This is a genomic window from Bradyrhizobium sp. Ken01, from assembly GCF_055807355.1.
Genome location: NZ_JBVVPC010000043.1, coordinates 50,691 through 66,302, shown reverse-complemented (window position 1 = coordinate 66,302; position 15,612 = coordinate 50,691). Strand labels below are relative to the sequence as shown.

At 62.1% G+C, this 15,612-nt stretch carries 13 protein-coding genes; 3 read left to right on the top strand and 10 right to left on the bottom strand.

Annotated features, from left to right (window positions below; genetic code table 11):
* Window positions 1-1,329 precede the first annotated feature (1,329 nt).
* The 3 genes from AC0L3S_RS30855 to AC0L3S_RS30845 are packed head-to-tail and all read right to left on the bottom strand — an operon-like array spanning window position 1,330 to window position 3,922.
* Complete coding sequence (locus AC0L3S_RS30855) at window positions 1,330-2,325, bottom strand: ABC transporter substrate-binding protein (RefSeq protein WP_456768595.1); 996 nt, start codon at window positions 2,323-2,325, stop codon at window positions 1,330-1,332.
* Window positions 2,326-2,345: 20 nt separating this feature from the next.
* Window positions 2,346-3,155: an ABC transporter ATP-binding protein gene (locus AC0L3S_RS30850; RefSeq protein ID WP_473283408.1), complete on the bottom strand. Its 810-nt coding sequence runs from the start codon at window positions 3,153-3,155 to the stop codon at window positions 2,346-2,348.
* Window positions 3,152-3,922, bottom strand: coding sequence for an ABC transporter permease (locus AC0L3S_RS30845; protein WP_247295241.1), 771 nt, complete (start codon window positions 3,920-3,922; stop codon window positions 3,152-3,154). The genes AC0L3S_RS30850 and AC0L3S_RS30845 overlap by 4 nt, the downstream gene beginning before the upstream one ends.
* A 106-nt stretch (window positions 3,923-4,028) precedes the next feature.
* Between AC0L3S_RS30845 and AC0L3S_RS30840 the strand changes: the two genes are divergently transcribed.
* Genes AC0L3S_RS30840 through AC0L3S_RS30830 form a run of 3 tightly spaced genes read left to right on the top strand, consistent with a single transcriptional unit; the run spans window position 4,029 to window position 7,501 of the window.
* A complete protein-coding gene (locus tag AC0L3S_RS30840) occupies window positions 4,029-5,156 on the top strand; it encodes a mandelate racemase/muconate lactonizing enzyme family protein (protein ID WP_456768596.1) in 1,128 nt (375 codons plus the stop codon).
* A complete protein-coding gene (locus tag AC0L3S_RS30835) occupies window positions 5,156-6,751 on the top strand; it encodes a GMC family oxidoreductase (protein ID WP_456768597.1) in 1,596 nt (531 codons plus the stop codon). The genes AC0L3S_RS30840 and AC0L3S_RS30835 overlap by 1 nt, the downstream gene beginning before the upstream one ends.
* 27 nt (window positions 6,752-6,778) lie before the next feature.
* Entirely contained in the window at window positions 6,779-7,501 is a 723-nt protein-coding gene (locus AC0L3S_RS30830; protein WP_456768598.1) for a GntR family transcriptional regulator, read from the top strand.
* A gap of 63 nt (window positions 7,502-7,564) precedes the next feature.
* On the opposite strand, the gene AC0L3S_RS30825 is transcribed toward AC0L3S_RS30830, so the two are convergent.
* From AC0L3S_RS30825 to AC0L3S_RS30795, 7 genes are read right to left on the bottom strand one after another with little or no spacing between them, the layout of a single operon-like run.
* The gene (locus tag AC0L3S_RS30825; RefSeq protein ID WP_473283405.1) at window positions 7,565-9,355 is read right to left on the bottom strand and encodes a chloride channel protein; all 1,791 of its coding nucleotides are present in this window, start codon (window positions 9,353-9,355) and stop codon (window positions 7,565-7,567) included.
* Window position 9,356: 1 nt separating this feature from the next.
* Window positions 9,357-10,331: a formylglycine-generating enzyme family protein gene (locus AC0L3S_RS30820; RefSeq protein WP_456768600.1), complete on the bottom strand. Its 975-nt coding sequence runs from the start codon at window positions 10,329-10,331 to the stop codon at window positions 9,357-9,359.
* A gap of 3 nt (window positions 10,332-10,334) precedes the next feature.
* A complete protein-coding gene (locus AC0L3S_RS30815) occupies window positions 10,335-11,978 on the bottom strand; it encodes an arylsulfatase (protein WP_456768601.1) in 1,644 nt (547 codons plus the stop codon).
* A gap of 32 nt (window positions 11,979-12,010) precedes the next feature.
* The gene (locus AC0L3S_RS30810) at window positions 12,011-12,784 is read right to left on the bottom strand and encodes a GntR family transcriptional regulator (RefSeq protein ID WP_456768602.1); all 774 of its coding nucleotides are present in this window, start codon (window positions 12,782-12,784) and stop codon (window positions 12,011-12,013) included.
* A gap of 4 nt (window positions 12,785-12,788) precedes the next feature.
* Complete coding sequence (locus tag AC0L3S_RS30805) at window positions 12,789-13,841, bottom strand: ABC transporter ATP-binding protein (protein WP_473283400.1); 1,053 nt, start codon at window positions 13,839-13,841, stop codon at window positions 12,789-12,791.
* Entirely contained in the window at window positions 13,838-14,677 is an 840-nt protein-coding gene (locus tag AC0L3S_RS30800) for a carbohydrate ABC transporter permease (RefSeq protein ID WP_456768604.1), read from the bottom strand. Before AC0L3S_RS30800 ends, AC0L3S_RS30805 begins: the two co-directional genes overlap by 4 nt.
* Window positions 14,674-15,609, bottom strand: coding sequence for a carbohydrate ABC transporter permease (locus AC0L3S_RS30795; RefSeq protein WP_473283397.1), 936 nt, complete (start codon window positions 15,607-15,609; stop codon window positions 14,674-14,676). Before AC0L3S_RS30795 ends, AC0L3S_RS30800 begins: the two co-directional genes overlap by 4 nt.
* Window positions 15,610-15,612 lie beyond the last annotated feature (3 nt).

The following is a 15,612-nucleotide window of genomic DNA, read 5'->3' as shown; positions in this document are numbered from 1 at the left end:
CCGCAATAGCGTCGGGGTTCTTCAGAGCCACGGTAGATCCGCTTCGCCCAGCAAAACCATAATGCGGATTCCGCCCCTTTCGTGCAACCGGCATCGATTCGGGGCCACTGTCCCAATGGCTAATGCCCAGGGCGAGCCGCTCCTGCGAAGCTCAATCAGCGGAGAAGACCGGAAAGCTGCGGCTGGAGACGCTTGAGCCGTTCTCACAGTCCTCCGACTCTGAGGCGCCAACGACAGGGCGTACCTTGAGGGGCGCTCGCCGGTTCACGCTGGCCTGCCGTTCGGCGAAGGCCGCAGCGGGAGGTTAAATCGCTGCGGCCCAACGCGTCGTCAAATGAAGCCGGGTCAAAAATACCAAGTGAAATATGCAGCCAGCCCCGGTAGCAAAAATTCTGCCTCAACTTTGTCTCTTTTGCAAACACAATTTCGGCGGAACCGAAATCAACCTAGCGGGCATTCTGTTCCGAGGACGGAACAATTCTGCTCTCTATTGCTGCCAAGCGAAAGGGGAGCTGCAAAGAGACCCATCATGGTGGGTCGGTGAGACCCGGCTACTGCCATCTCGGCGGGACCGACTGCGGACGCAAGAGTTGCCTCGAGTCCTCAGCCCATCGCTGAAATTAAGCTTTTCGGCGACTTGTTTTTGACTGTGCGCGTTTGAGCGCGTTCACTCCATAATGTTGATGGAGACGGACGTGATCAGTTGGTTGTTAGTGATCATAATCGCGGCAAGCGTTGCGGTTCTAATAGCTCACGCGATTGACGCCATCCGCTCCTAAAGACGAGCGCAGCGGCGGAAGGTGGCGCCTCATCTGATGACAATTTAAGGACGCGGCATCAGTCGGCTTGCTTGTAACGATCCGAATTGGAGACGGTTCTAGACTGATAAAGATTGTCGGCAAACCTTATCAGTCAGCGGCAGTTGATATTCAGATCCGGGTGGCGCATGCTCGGCGAGAAGCGCCCCGGCTGTGTTTCGGATCAACTTCGCCTGAGTTAAGCAGAACGGCCGCAGAAGCTAGATGGCGACTATGTAGCCGTCGAATGACTAGTTCTTGTACTTCCAGATCGAGCGGGCGCAGCGTTGCTTGGCCTCGAACGAGACAGCCGAAGCAGGGCAACAGCGGTCCTACAGTGATGAGCAGGGCCAATGAAGCCGCAGGATCGCTCAGTGTCATGCAAACGGAGGCGGTTCGCCGCCAGTACGCTTCAACTAAACGGGACCCATATCATCGACTGATCAGCTTTCGAAACGAAAGCCTCTTCAACATGAAGAGAGCGCGGGTGCTACGGCTCCTTGCAAGGGAGCCGCCAGCTTCCGCGATCAGATCACACGATTGTTTTTAGATACAGACTGGGATCGAAATATTTGGTTGCCGGCGTGGAGTCCTTGATGCCTGCGTTGGCCATGAAGAAATCTGTCGACTGCTGCAGCCAGTTGGTGACCGTCCCGTCTGAGTACATTCGCTTCCACTCCCTGGACGTGAACATCTTCTGGGCCTTGAACGATTCGTTGATGTCGGCCAGCGGGGTTTGGCTATAGTGACCCTTCTGCAGCTTCTCCATCGCTTCGGTGCTGTTCGCGACAATGTAGTCATTCGCATCCGCCCAGCCACGGATCAGCTTCGCCAGCGTTTCCTTGTTTGGCTCGTAATAATCGTTGGCCGCCGCCCAGCCGCCGATGATAGCGGCCTTTGGATAGTAGGCTGACGCATCGGCAAGCTTGACCGCCCCTGGCACCTTGTCCCGAACCGTGACGTTGAAGGGTACCCAAAGAGCGACGGCCGGTACCGCGCCGGAGATAAAGGCGGTCACGGCCGCTGGCATGGTCTGGTTGACGAGTTCGACCTCCTTCGGATCGACCTTGTTGGCGCGAAGCGCGGTATCCAGGAACACATGCGCGGTGGTACCGGTCGCGGTCGCGATCCGCTTGCCCTTCAGATCCTCAAACGACTTGATGCCCTGGTCGCCGCGAACCCAAAGCTGTGCGGTCGCGACCTCAATGTCGTTGATCAGGAACACCTTGCCCTGCCCCCGGGCAGGGAAGTTCGAGAGCACGGCGCCGGTGGCCAGTACGTCGAGGCTGCCGCCGATCAGCGCCTGGAAGATCTCGAGGCCGGTGTTGAACTGTCGCAGCTCGAGATCGAGGCCCTGCGTTTCAAAGGAACCGCGATCCATGCCGGTCCAGATCTGGCCGTCGACCGCGACGGTGTGAAGATAGCCGACGCGGACTTTCGTTTTCGCTTGCGCGATCGCCGGTGCTGAGGCCGTGAAGGTGCCGAGCGCGAGGCCCGCCGTCGTGGTCAGAAATTGTCTGCGGTCCATGGTATCCTCCGTTTTGTTTGTTATTCCGAGAATGATGCCGGACGCATTTGCGCCTGCTGGGCGCGATACTCGTCCATGACGAGCTGCCTGATGTAGCTTCGCAGCTCGCCGAATTCGGCCCGCTCCTGGATTGATTCATCGCGAGGATAGGCGAACGGCACGTCGATGATTTGCCTGATCCGTGCCGGCCGCGCGGTCACCACCACGATGCGGGAGGCGAGATAGATCGCCTCTTCCACGGAGTGGGTGATTAGCATGACAGTCTTGCCTTCGGTCTCGAGCACTTTTAGCAGCAGGTTCTGCATGTTGGATCGGGTCTGGGCATCGAGCGCGCCGAACGGCTCATCCATCAGCAGGAACTGGGGCTTGACGGCATAGGCACGCGCGATCGCGAGCCGCTGACGCATGCCGCCGGATAAATGCTTGGGGTAGGAGCTGGCGAAGTCGGACAATCCCATCAGGCCGAGATAGTGATCGCAGATGGCATCGCGCTCACTATCCGGGACGCGGTTGGCGCTGAGCTTCAGGCCGAAAGCTATGTTCTGCTTCACGGTCAGCCACGGGAAGACGCCATATTCCTGAAAGATGACGCCGCGCTCGGGCCCGGGGCCCGCGACGGGACGCCCGTCGAACAGCACATTGCCGGTCGTCGGCCTCTGGAAGCCCGCGAGCATGCTCATCATCGTGGTCTTGCCACAGCCCGAGGGGCCGATCACCGCGATAAAATCGCCATCGTTGATGTCGTAGGTGACGTCTTCGACGACGTTGAGGTGGCCCCTCGGAGTTTCGAATGACAACGAAACGTTTTCGAATCGCGCACGCTTCGTCATGCGACGACCCGATCCTGCCACACCAGCAACCGCGCCGTGATCCTGCGCAGGATCATGTCCATGATCAGGGCGATCAGGCCGATGCAGATGATGCCGACATAAATGACATCGAGCAGGAAATAGGTCGAGGCGTTCTGGATCATCGCGCCAAGTCCGCGCTGGGCCGCTATCAGCTCGGATGCAACGAGAGTCGCCCAGGCCACGCCCAATGCGACCCGCAGCGCGGTGAGGATATGCGGGACGGTGAGGGGAATGATGACCTTGCGGAAGATTTCTGCCTGACTGGCGCCGAGCGTCTGCGCTACGCGGATGTAGAGGGGCGTGATCTGCGAGACGCCTTCATACATCACGATCACGCCGGAGAAGAATGAGGCGTAGAACAGGATGACCAGTTTTGCGACCTCGTCCACGCCGAAATAGACAATCACCAGCGGGATCAGGGCGATTGGTGGCAGCGCGCGAAAAAAGTTGATCATCGGGTCCGCGAAGGTGCGGGCCGGGCGATACCAGCCGAGCAGGAAGCCAACGGGGACCGCTGCAAGAATCCCGAGCGCGACGCCGAAGAAGACGCGTCTGGTCGAGGCGAAGATGTCGACGAGGAGGCCTTCCTTCGTGAGGAGCTCGAAGAACTTGGCGGCGACCTGGTGCGGCGCGGGGATCAGCGAGACATTGACGAAGCCGCTCCAGCGCACCGTGTACCAGAGCAGGATTGCACCGATCCACGGAATCAATCCCAGACCAAAGCGTCTTACGCCAGCTCCGTTCATTCGACGCGTCCACCCGGATAGCGGTTGATGTTTTTCCAAGTCATATTATAAATAGGATGACCATACAAGAGCGCCTTTGGTCATAGGCATAGCAGGCCTTTTGAGCATGACATCGTCGTCTTTCACCATTCGCAGCGTCCAGGCTTTTGGCTATCGCTATCCTTTGACGACCGATGTCATCACCTCGTTCGGGCGGATGGCGGATCGGCCTGCCGTTTTCGTTCGCGTCGAGGATACGGACGGTTACGTGGGTTGGGGCGAGGTCTGGTGCAATTTTCCAGCGCCGGGAGCGGAGCATCGTGTTCGGCTGGTCAACGAGGTGCTCGCGCCGGCCCTTGTCGGATTCAAGGCGCAACGTCCATCAGCTGCTTTCGAGCGCCTGACGCAGGGAACCTCGGTGCTCGCACTGCAATCCGGCGAAGCGGGTCCGTTCGCGCAGGCGATCGCCGGCATCGATCTTGCGATCTGGGATCTCCACGCGCGCCGCCAGAACGTTGCGCTTTGGAAGTTGCTCGGCGGATCCGGGAGCAAGATCAAGGTGTACGCCAGCGGCATCAACCCAGCCGGCTCAGAGCGAGCCGCAGAGGCAGCCCTCGCGCGCGGCTACCGCGCCTTGAAGCTGAAGATAGGTTTTGATCCCGTGGCCGACCGTGCCAATCTGGCGGTCCTGCGGCGGCTTGTTGGCGAAGGCCTGCTCGCCGCTGACGTTAACCAGGGCTGGACCATCGCGCAGGCGCTTGAGCTTGCTCCGCAGCTGGAAGCGTTCGGCCTTGGCTGGCTCGAGGAGCCGATCCGCGCCGACCGCCCGCAGCAGGAGTGGAAGGAGCTCCGCCAGAAAATCGGGTTTCCGCTAGCGGCCGGCGAGAACATCGCCAGCCACGCCGGATTTGCCGAGGTGCTGGGTGAGCGGATTCTCGGCGTGGTGCAGCCGGACATCGCGAAATGGGGTGGACTCTCGGCTTGCGCGGGCATCGCCCGCGATATCCTGCAGTCAGGCAAGATGTTCTGTCCACATTATCTTGGTGCCGGCATCGGACTTCTCGCATCGGCCCATCTTCTGGCCGGCATCGGCGGAGACGGGCTGCTGGAGGTCGATTGCAATGAGAACCCGCTGCGCGATCGCTTCTGTGGCCCCGTGTTAGATGTCCGGGACGGTGCGATCGAGCTCGGCGACGGGCCAGGTCTTGGGCTCACGCCGGATCTTGCGTCGATCGAACAGTACCGGACCGCGTGATGTCACCCCAGGGCTACGATTACGTTATCGTCGGCGCGGGCTCCGCCGGCTGCGTGGTCGCAAACCGTTTGTCAGCCGATCCCGCCTGCCGCGTGCTGCTGCTGGAAGCAGGTGGATCGGACCGGAATTTTTGGCTCCGGCTTCCGGTCGGGTACTATCGGACCATCTACAACGAACGTTTCTCGCGCCTGTTCAGGACCGAGCCGTCGGAAGGCAGCGGCGGCCGTTCCATCGTCTGGCCGCGCGGCCGTGTGCTCGGCGGATCCTCGTCGATTAACGGGCTGATCTTCATCCGCGGCCAGCACGAGGATTTCGACGACTGGGAACGCCTTGGCGCCGATGGCTGGAGCTATCGTGACGTCCTGCCGTATTTCCGGCGCTACGAACGCTACCGCGGCGGCGAGAGCCAGTTTCACGGCGGCCTCGGCGAGTTCGAGGTCTCCGATCTCCGCAATGACAATCCGGCATCCAGGGCGTGGGTCGAGGCAGGCGCGCAGTTTGGCCTGCCACGCAATCCGGACTTCAACGGCGCAACCACGCTCGGCGTCGGCACCTACCAGCTCGGCATTGGGCGTCACTGGCGGACCAGCTCCGCCTCTGCGTTTCTGCAACCGGTTGCCGGCCGTCGAAACCTCTCCATCATTACCCATGCGCATGTCAGCAAGGTGGTTTTCAACGGACGCGTCGCGACCGGCGTCGAATGGATCAGCAAGGGACAGGTGCACCGCGCGACAGCCGATCGCGAGGTCATTTTGTCGGGGGGGGCGCTGCAGTCGCCGCAAATCCTCCAGCTTTCCGGCGTCGGTCCTGCTGATCTACTGCGCAAGCTCGGCATCCCCGTCGTTGCCGATGCTCCGGAAGTCGGCGCAAATCTTCAGGACCACTATCAAGCCCGGCTGATCGTCCGCCTGAAGGAGCGGATCTCGCTGAACGATCAGGTCCGAAATCCGGTCGAGCTTGCGAAGATGGGCCTGCAATGGATGCTGGCAGGCCGTGGCCCGTTGACGGTCGGCGCAGGGCAGGTGGGGGGCGCAGCCTGCACCGAATACGCCGTCGGCGGCAGGCCGGACGTGCAGTTTAACGTGATGCCACTGTCGGTCGACAAGCCCGGTGAGCCCCTTCACACCTATTCCGGATTTACCGCTTCGGTCTGGCAATGCCACGGAAAGTCGCGCGGCCGGCTTGCGATCAGTTCGACCGATCCGTTCGAGCAGCCGCGGATCGCGCCCAACTATTTCGCCGAGGAGATCGATCGCAAGACCATCGTTGCGGGCCTGAACATCCTGCGCGAGATCTACCAACAGAAGGCGTTTCGTCCGCTGTGGGACATCGAGGTGGTGCCGGGAGATGCAGCAACGGACGATGCCGGGCTGTGGGATTTTGCGCGCAACACGGGTGGCACCGTGTTTCACTGTGTCGGGACCTGCCGCATGGGCCGTGATGAGCGAGCGGTGCTCGATCCGCAGCTGCGCGTGCGCGGCGTCGAGCGGCTCCGCGTGATCGATGCCTCGGTGATGCCGCAGATCACTTCGGCGAACACCAACGCGACCAGCCTGATGATCGGCGAGCGCGGTGCAGCTCTTGTCATGGCCTGATCGGTTCATTGATCTTCCGGAGGCGAGATGGAATTGAATTCCGACAGTCACGTCCCCAAATACGCGCAGATTGCCGACATCTTCCGCCAGCGGATTGCGCGCGGCACCTGGACCCGTGGCTTTCGCCTGCCAGCCAATGAGGAGCTTGCGGCCGAGTTCGGGGTGTCGCGCGTCACGATCCGTCAGGCGGTCGAGCTGCTTGCCCGCGATGGCGTCATCGGGGCCCAGCAGGGACGCGGCACGTTTGTCACGGGCTCTTTGCGGCAAGATCGGTGGCTCAAGGTCGAGACTACGCTGTCGGACCTTGCGGACATGTACCGCGACACCTCGCCGGAGATCATCAACATCTCGGAAAGCCGCAGTGATGCGCCGCTGCTTCCCGAAGACGGCAAGCCGGCCGAGAAATACGTCTTTATGCGCCGCCTGCACTCACGCCAGAAGCAGCCTTACTGTGTGATTTCCATCTATCTCGACGAGAAGATCTTTCGCAGATCGCCAAAGCGCTTTCGCAACGAGACCGTGATCCCGATCCTCAACGATCTCAGGGATCCCGCGATCGCCAGCGCCCGTCAGACGCTTACAATCGGCACCGCCGATCTCGAGGCAGCGCGGCTGCTTCGCGTACCCCTCAACTCGCCCGTCGCCGAAGTCCGTCGTGTCTTCACGACCCGGGACCATACCGTGATCTATCTGGGCGAGGTCACCTATCGCGGCGATTTCGTACGTATCGACATGGACCTGCGGCCGTAGAGCATGTTCCGCAAGCGCGGAGCACCTTCCGGCAACATCAGCCTCAAATTCAATTTTGACCGTCTAGCGGGAAAACAATTCCTGGTTCCGACGCTCAAGTTCTTCGCCATAGGTCCGCAGCACGTGAGATTCGCTCAGCGTGCCGATTGCTGTGCGACTGTCGGCGGGGTCAACGACTGCCAGGACGTCTGCCTCGCTGCGCTCGAAGGCTTTCAGGATCTCACGAACCGACGTAGTCGGAAGCAGGCATTCATCCTGTTGCTGCGCCAGCGATCCGAGCGGCTCGTCGTCCCGGTTGGCGACCGAATGCAGCGTCGCGGCCGGAACGATGCCGGCATAAGTGTCGTTGGGATCGAGCAGTACGACCTGCCGGACCAGCGCCGGCGAAAACAGCCTTTGCGCCTCGCCGATCGGCATCGTCGTCGGGGCGTTCTCGAAGTCCGTGCGCATCAGGGACGCCGCGCTCATTTGTCTGGCCCAGCCGATGTCCTGCGGGCCACGGATGACTTCGCCTCTCAAATGGAAGCGCCACGTCGCAAAGCTGTAGCCGAAAAGCTCGCGGACAATGAGCGCGCAGACCGATGATGCAACTACCGCGCCAACGGTGACGGAGAAGTCGCCGGTGATTTCGAGCGCGAGACAGACCATGCTGAACGGCGCGCCCAGCACGCCGGTGCCCAGCGCAGCCAGCGCGGCAATGGCAGCGGTGCCCGGTTGCAGGGCGAGCGCAGGAAGGAGGCCGGTCAGCACGATGCTGTAGAGCTGCCCGATCAGCGCGCCGAGCAGTAGTGAAGCGAAGAACAGACCGCCACGGAAGCCCGAGCCGAGCGAGATGGCTGAGGCAAGAATCTTGAACACAATGGTCGTGGTGAGCAGGAGCCAGGTCGGATTGCTGACGAGAAGGATCTGCATCGCGCCATGGCCGGCGCCCAGGACGGTCGGCGTCAGCAGGGCAAGACCGCCGAGCAGCAGGCCTCCGAGGATCGGCCGTACGAATCCCTTGAATACCGTGATGCGCTGAAAGCACCGTTCCGAGAATGCGACTGCGAGCATGACGATAATACTGACGAAGGCGCAGATGACGCCGATCAGCACGGCCTGCCCGATCATTTCGACGGAGACAGGCGAGGGGAAGCCGGGCACCATCAGGAACGACTGGTGGGTCAATTGCCGCGCAACCAGCCACGCAGTAACAGCGCTTGCAATGACGGGAACGAGTGCGGCGGAGGTGTACGCGCCCAGCACGACCTCGAAGGCGTAGAAGGCGCCGGCCAGAGGTGCAGAAAACGCTGCGCTGATTGCACCCGCGGCGCCGCAGGCGACCAGGAGCCGCATGTCGTTACGTCGTGCGGCGAGGCGCTGGCCGACATGAGAACCGAACATCGCGCAGATCTGCGTGTAGCCGGCCTCCAGTCCGACCGACCCGCCGAAGCCGTTGGAGAGCAGGGTCTGAACCGAGATTAGCAAGCTGCCGCGAAATGATACCCGGCCGCCATAGAGAGCGTTGGCCTCGATCGCGTCGGCGAGCTGCTGGCCCTTTACGCGCCGGGCGAAATACAGCCCGATCAGCGCGAGCACCAGGCCGCCGAGCATCGGAATCAGCAGCGTTCGCTGCCAGGAGATCACCCCGGTGGCGCTGAGATGTGCGTCGAAGGGAATATCGAACAGCAGCGCATGTGAAACCTGGCTGAGGCCCGAGATGGTGGCGACGAGAACGCCGCTGAGCAGTCCGATGACAATGGCGACCAGCACAAGGCCGGTCTCGCGATAGCGCACGAAGTTGCGCAGAAAGAGCGGCAGCAAACGGATGCCGGCAGCTTGAGCCGGCTTCCCGGCATGTGGGGCTGGCGCCATCCTATGCCGGATCCAGCGGGGGTTCAGCGCGCGCGACACGGAAGCCGATGTTACTCGATGACGAATCGGGTGAATTGGAGCTTCGCGCCGCGACGCGGTAGCGGTTGCAGTAGGATTCGTGGCAAAGGAAGGATCCGCCGCGCATCGAGCGGTTCGGGGCTAGTTCGCGATTCAAGGGATCGTGAGACGTTGTGAGGCGGTGATAACTCGGCGAAAAGTAGTCCTCACACCATTCCCAGACATTGCCGGCGACGTTGTGCAGGCCGTATCCGTTCGGCGCAAAAGCGTGGACGGGCGACGTGCCAAGATAGCCGTCGTCCAGAGTGTTGCGGCTCGGAAAATCGCCCTGCCAGATGTTGCAACGATGCTCGCCGCCTGGCTGAAGCTCATCGCCCCACGGATAGGTGGCCTGGTCCAACCCGCCGCGTGCGGCCATCTCCCATTCCGCTTCGGTGGGAAGCCGCGTGCCCGCCCACGCGCAATAGGCCTGAGCGTCATTCCAGGAGACATGGACGACCGGATGATCGAGCCGGTCCAGAATGCTGCTCGACGGGCCCTCCGGTTGCGCCCAGTAAGCATGCAACACCCGAATCCACCAGGGCGTTTCGCGAACGCGCGCCGTTTGCGCGGTGCGCGTCTCTTCCGGCAGGAGCCCCGCGAAGACGAAACTCCAGCCGTAGCGCTCGGCTTCGGTCGTGTAGCCTGTGGCTCGGACGAAGTCGCCGAACTGCAGATTGCTTACGGCGTGACAGGCAATAGCGAACGGCGACAGCGTGACGGGCCGCACCGGGCCTTCGCCATCTTCAACGAAGCCCCTGTCGGCAGATCCCATGTGGAAGGTTCCGACGATCAGTGAGCTCCAGCGGCGCGGGATCGGGTTTGGACTGGGAAGGATCGCTGTCTGCGCATCGTTGCCCGTCGCCGGCCCCTTGTCGGCGGCGCTCTCGGTGCAACAGTGCGAGCGATCCTTCGTCATGTCCTACGTCTGCTTCTCTTCCTCCCAAAAGGCCGTGCCGCCCTCAGCCTTCATCAGTTCGAGAATCTTCTCGCGCGGGATCACGCCACAGCGATTGGCCCATTGCTGATACTGCGCCGCCATCTCGTGGACGCGATCCGGATGCTGCGCGGCCAGATCGTTCATCTCGGTGCGATCGGTTTCCATGTCGTAGAGTTCCCAGGGGCCGGGATATTTCCGCACCAGCTTCCACTTGCCGGTGCGCACAGCCGCATTGCCTTCGTGCTCCCAGAACAGCGGGCCCCGACTGCCATAAGCTGCCCCGAATGATGGCACCAGGCTCTCGCCCTCGCAGGGCAAAATAGTGTTGCCGTTGTATTCACTGGGGTAGGTGGAACCGGTGACGTCAAGAATGGTTGCCATCACGTCGGTGAGCTGGCTTGGATTATGCCGCAGGCCGCCCTTTTCGGAGATGCCGCGCGGCCAGTGCACAATGAACGGCGTGGCGATACCGCCCTCGTGAACCCAGTGCTTGTAGAGCCGGAACGGGGTGTTGGAGAGATTGGCCCAGGCGGTGCCGTAGCTCTGGTAAGTGTCCTCGCCGCCGGGCATAAGGCTTGGATCGTTGCCGAAACGCACCAGCCTGCCGTCGCGGGTCTTTGCCTGCGCGATCATGAGCTGGTCGACCAGCTCCTTCGCAGTGACGCCTTCCGGAATGTCCTCGGCGCAGGCGCCGTTGTCCGAGAGGAAGATGATCAGCGTGTTGTCCATCTGGCCGGTTTCTTCCAGCGCCTTCAGGATACGCCCGATGCCCTGGTCCATCCGGTCGATCTGGGCCGCGTAGACCTCCATGCAGCGCAGCGTCCATTCGCGCTGCTCGGCGTCGGTCCACGCGGGCTGGGTCGGATCGCGGTCGGTCAGGCGCCAGTTCGGATGGATGATGCCGTCCTCGACGAGGCGCTTGAGGCGCTCCTCGCGCAGCTTGTCCCAGCCGGCGTCGAAGCGGCCCTTGTATTTTGCTATGTCCTCTTCATGGGCATGGAGCGGCCAGTGCGGGGCGGTATAGGCGACGTACTGGAAGAACGGCGCGCCGGGCTTTTCCGCCCTGTGCTGACGGATGAAGGCGGCCGCATGGTCGCTGATCGCATCCGTATAGAAGAACGACGGGTCCTTAACCGGCTCGTGTTCGATATTGTCGTTGCCGCGGGTCAGCGTATTCGGGTGATAGAAGCTGCCAGCACCGATGATGGTGCCATAGAAATGGTCGAAGCCGCGCTGCATCGGCCAGGCGTCGGTCGGCTCGGTGAGGCTGCTGGCGATGTGCCATTTGCCGCTGAGATAGCTCGTATAATTCCTGCTCTTGAGCGCTTCGGCGATCGTCACGCAACTCTTGTTCAGATTGCCGGCATAGCCTTCCGGCCCGTTGCTGTAGGTGAGGATGCCGATGCCGGTCTGGTGCGGATGCAGGCCGGTGAGCAGCGAGGCGCGAGACGGGCTGCAGCGCGCGGTGTTGTAGAACTGAGAGTAACGCAGCCCGTTCGCCGCAAGACGATCGAGGTTCGGCGTCTTGATCTCGCCGCCGTAACAGCCAATGTCCGAAAAGCCCATGTCGTCGTTGAGGATGAGCAGGATGTTGGGGCTGTCGGAAGTTTTGGCGCCATTCGGCATGTTTGTGTCCTCGTTTTTGGCGTGTGGCGATCTTAGTGGCGGCGCGTCAGGCTGATGCTGAGGCGAAAATATTTCGGTAAGTACACGGCGCGGAGAAGCTCCAGCGCCCGTCCGTCCTTGCTGAAGGTGACGCGCTCGATCGCGAGCAGGGGCGATCCGACCTTCACGTCGAGCAGTTTTGCGCTGCTGGCATCAGCGAGATCGGCGCTGATGGTCTGCTGCGCGTCCTTGATGGCGAAGCCGAGTTCGTCCTCTAAAACGCGATACATGATGATCGATATCAGATCCCGCTTCTCGAGCTCAAGACCGATGTCCGGCGGATAGAAGGCGTGCTCGATCGCGATCGGTGTGTCATCCGCGAACCGCAGACGCCTGAGTTGCCAGACGGCGCGCTCACGCAGCTGCTCGCGAACGGCGGGGTCATGGCGGTTGGTCATACCCTGCTGCAGGATCTTTGCACCGGCCTGATAGCCAGCGTCGCGGATGGTTTCCGAAAAACCCATGAGGTGGCCGACCCAGTTTTCGGGCTGGTTCGAGCGCAGAAAGGTGCCGCGGCCGCGTGAGCGGTCGAACATGCCTTCGTTCACCAGTGGCGCAATGGCATTGCGGATGGTGATGCGGCTGACGCTGAAATGACGGCCGAGCTCGGCCTCGGTCATCAGGCGCCCGGTTGCGTCAATCAGCTTGCCGTCGCGAACCTGACTGCGAATGGACTCGCGAATCTGGACGTGCAGGGGCGTCGAGCCTTCCGCGACGACATCGCTGCCGAGCGGAGCGAGTTTCTTCTTGCGGGTTTGAACAGCCATGGTGTCAGAGCCGCATGCGGGTTGTGGGATCAAACAGGTGAATGTCCTGCGGACGGGCGGTGATCGAGATGGTCTCGCCTTCGCCGGGAATGTTGCCATCGCTGACGCGCATGCGGATCATGGTGCCGGCGCAGTCGAGATCGAGCACGGCGGTATCTCCGAGGTCCTCGATCAGGTCGACGCGCGCGCCAATTCCGCCCTCCGTCATGCGCAGGGCGCCGGGACGAAGCCCGACCACCACATCACGCTCGCCCGCGGTTGTGGTCGTCGTCTTGAGACGATGCCCGGCAATGATCACGTCGCCGTCGACATAACGGGCGGGGACGAGGTTCATCGGGGGATTGCCGATGAAGCCGGCAATGTCGATCGAGTTCGGGCGCGCGAACACCTCCGCGGGCGTGCCGATCTGCTGGATCTCGCCTGACATGAACACCGCCATGCGGTCGGCCAGCGTCATGGCCTCTTCCTGGTCATGGGTGACGTAGACCGCGGTGACGCCCAGCGAGCGCTGCAGCTTCTTGAGCTCCGCGCGAGTCTCCAGCCGCAGCTTCGCGTCGAGGTTTGATAGCGGCTCGTCGAGCAAAAAGAGCCGCGCCTTGCGCACAATGGCGCGGGCGAGTGCGCAGCGCTGCTGCTGACCGCCCGAGAGCTGGCCCGGCTTCCGGTCCAGAAGCTGGTCGATCTTCACTTTTCTTGCCGCTTCTTGCACGGCGGAAGCGATTTGTGCCTTTGGCAGCCTGGCCATCTCAAGCGGGAAGGCGATGTTCTCTGCGACCGTCATGTGCGGATAGAGCGCGTAGCTTTGAAATACCATGGCGATGTCGCGGTCCCGCGCGTCAGTCGAGGTGACGTCCTTGTCGTCGATCAGCACGCGGCCGGCGGTGGGCGCATCCAGGCCGGCCAGAATGCGCAGTGTGGTGCTCTTGCCCGATCCAGAGGGGCCGAGCAGCGCGAAGAACTCGCCCGGCTTGATGTCGAAATTGACGCCCTTGAGCGCGGCGAACTCGCCGTGCATCTTGACGATGTTGCGAAAACTGACCTGACCCTGGCCGCTCATCGGCGCCCTCCGCCTTTGACTGCACCGACCGTCAAGCCCTTTACGATATGCTTCTGTGCGACCACGCCGAGCACGACGACAGGCAGCATGGCAAGGACCGAGACCGCTGCGAGCTTGGCCCACAGCGTCTGCTCAACGGAGACGAAATTGAACATGGCCACCGTGACCGGCCGCACCGTGTTGCCGCTGAGCACAACGGCGAACAGGAACTCATTCCACGCATTGAGGAACACAAACACGACGGTTACGGCGATGCCGCCGCGGACCTGCGGAATGATGATGCGCCACAGCGTCTTGAGCCTGCTGGCGCCGTCGAGATAGGCGGCTTCCTCCATCTCGAAGGGAATGTCCTCGAAATAGGAGACCAGTAGCCAGATCGCGAACGGCAGGGAGAACGACAGATAAATCAGGATGATGCCCTGATAGGTGTCGATCCAGCCGATGTTCCGCAGCACCAGGAAGTAGGGGATGATGATGCCGACTGGTGGCAGCATCTGGGTTGCCAATAGGTAGAAGCCTGCGAACTTCTTGCCGCGAAAGCGCAGGCGCGCCAGGGCATAGGCCGCGGGCACCGCCATCAACATAGTGACGATAGTAGTGCCGACCGAGATGATGGCACTTGAAAGGAGGTTCGGGAGGATCGATCCGGAGCCGAACAGTACGTCCCGATAAGCCTCCAGCGTCGGCGAGAAAACCAGCTTGGGCGGATAGGCGAGCACGTCGGAATCGGTCTTGAGCGAATTCAGCACGCTCCAGATGATCGGGAAGGCCCAGGCCAGCAGGAAGACCATGGAAATCGCGAGCAGGGCGATGATGCGGAGGCGCTTTGCGGTCATTTCGCCCTCCGCATCGCGAACAGGATGCCGGAGATGATGATGGTCACGATCAGCAGCGCCACCGCCAGCGCCGCACCGTACCCGATTGACAACTCAATGAAGGATTTCCTGTAGGCATAGAGGTTGAGGATCTCGGTCGCGGTCCCGGGGCCGCCGCCGGTGACGGTGAAGATCGCAGCAAACGCGGTCAGCGCCACCATCGTCCGCATGATGATGACCATCACGATTGCGGGCCGCAGCAAGGGCAGGGTGATGCGGCGGAAGCGCTGCCAGGCGGAAGCCCGATCAAGCCGCGCGGCCTCATAGATGTCCTCGGGCAGTGACGCCAGCGAAGCCAGCAGCACCATGAACGCGAACGGCGTCCATTGCCAGGTATGGATTGCGATCACCGAGACCATCGCAAGCGTGGGATCGCCGAGCCAGTTCTTGCTGCCGAGACCGGCGTTGATGGCGAGGAAGTCGACGATGCCGAATTCCGGCGCCAGCATGAAGGTCCGCCAGATCATGCCCACGACGGCCGGCGACAGAACGACGGGCAGGATCGCGATGACACGAAACCAGCCCTGGCCGCGCTTCATGTCCATGACCAGCAAGGCGAGCGCCAGCCCGATGATGACCTGGAGCGCGACGGTCGAGCCGGTGTAGACGAGGCTTACCAGCAGCGACGTCCAGAAGCGCTCGTCGGAGAGCAGCACCTGGTAGTTCTCGAATCCGACGAAGCCGTTGGTGAACGGCATCGCCAGATCCATCCGGAACGCGCTGGTATAGACCAGGAAGAGCAGCGGGAACGTCGTCGTGGCGAGCAGGGCGAGAAACGCCGGTGCAAGCAGGGCCGCTGCAAACCGGCGCTCGCGCTGCGCCAGGATGCGGCCGAAATCGCCGCGAGGCGCCTCGCTCGCGATCCCGGCCGATGTCACCACTGTCGTCGCCATGGA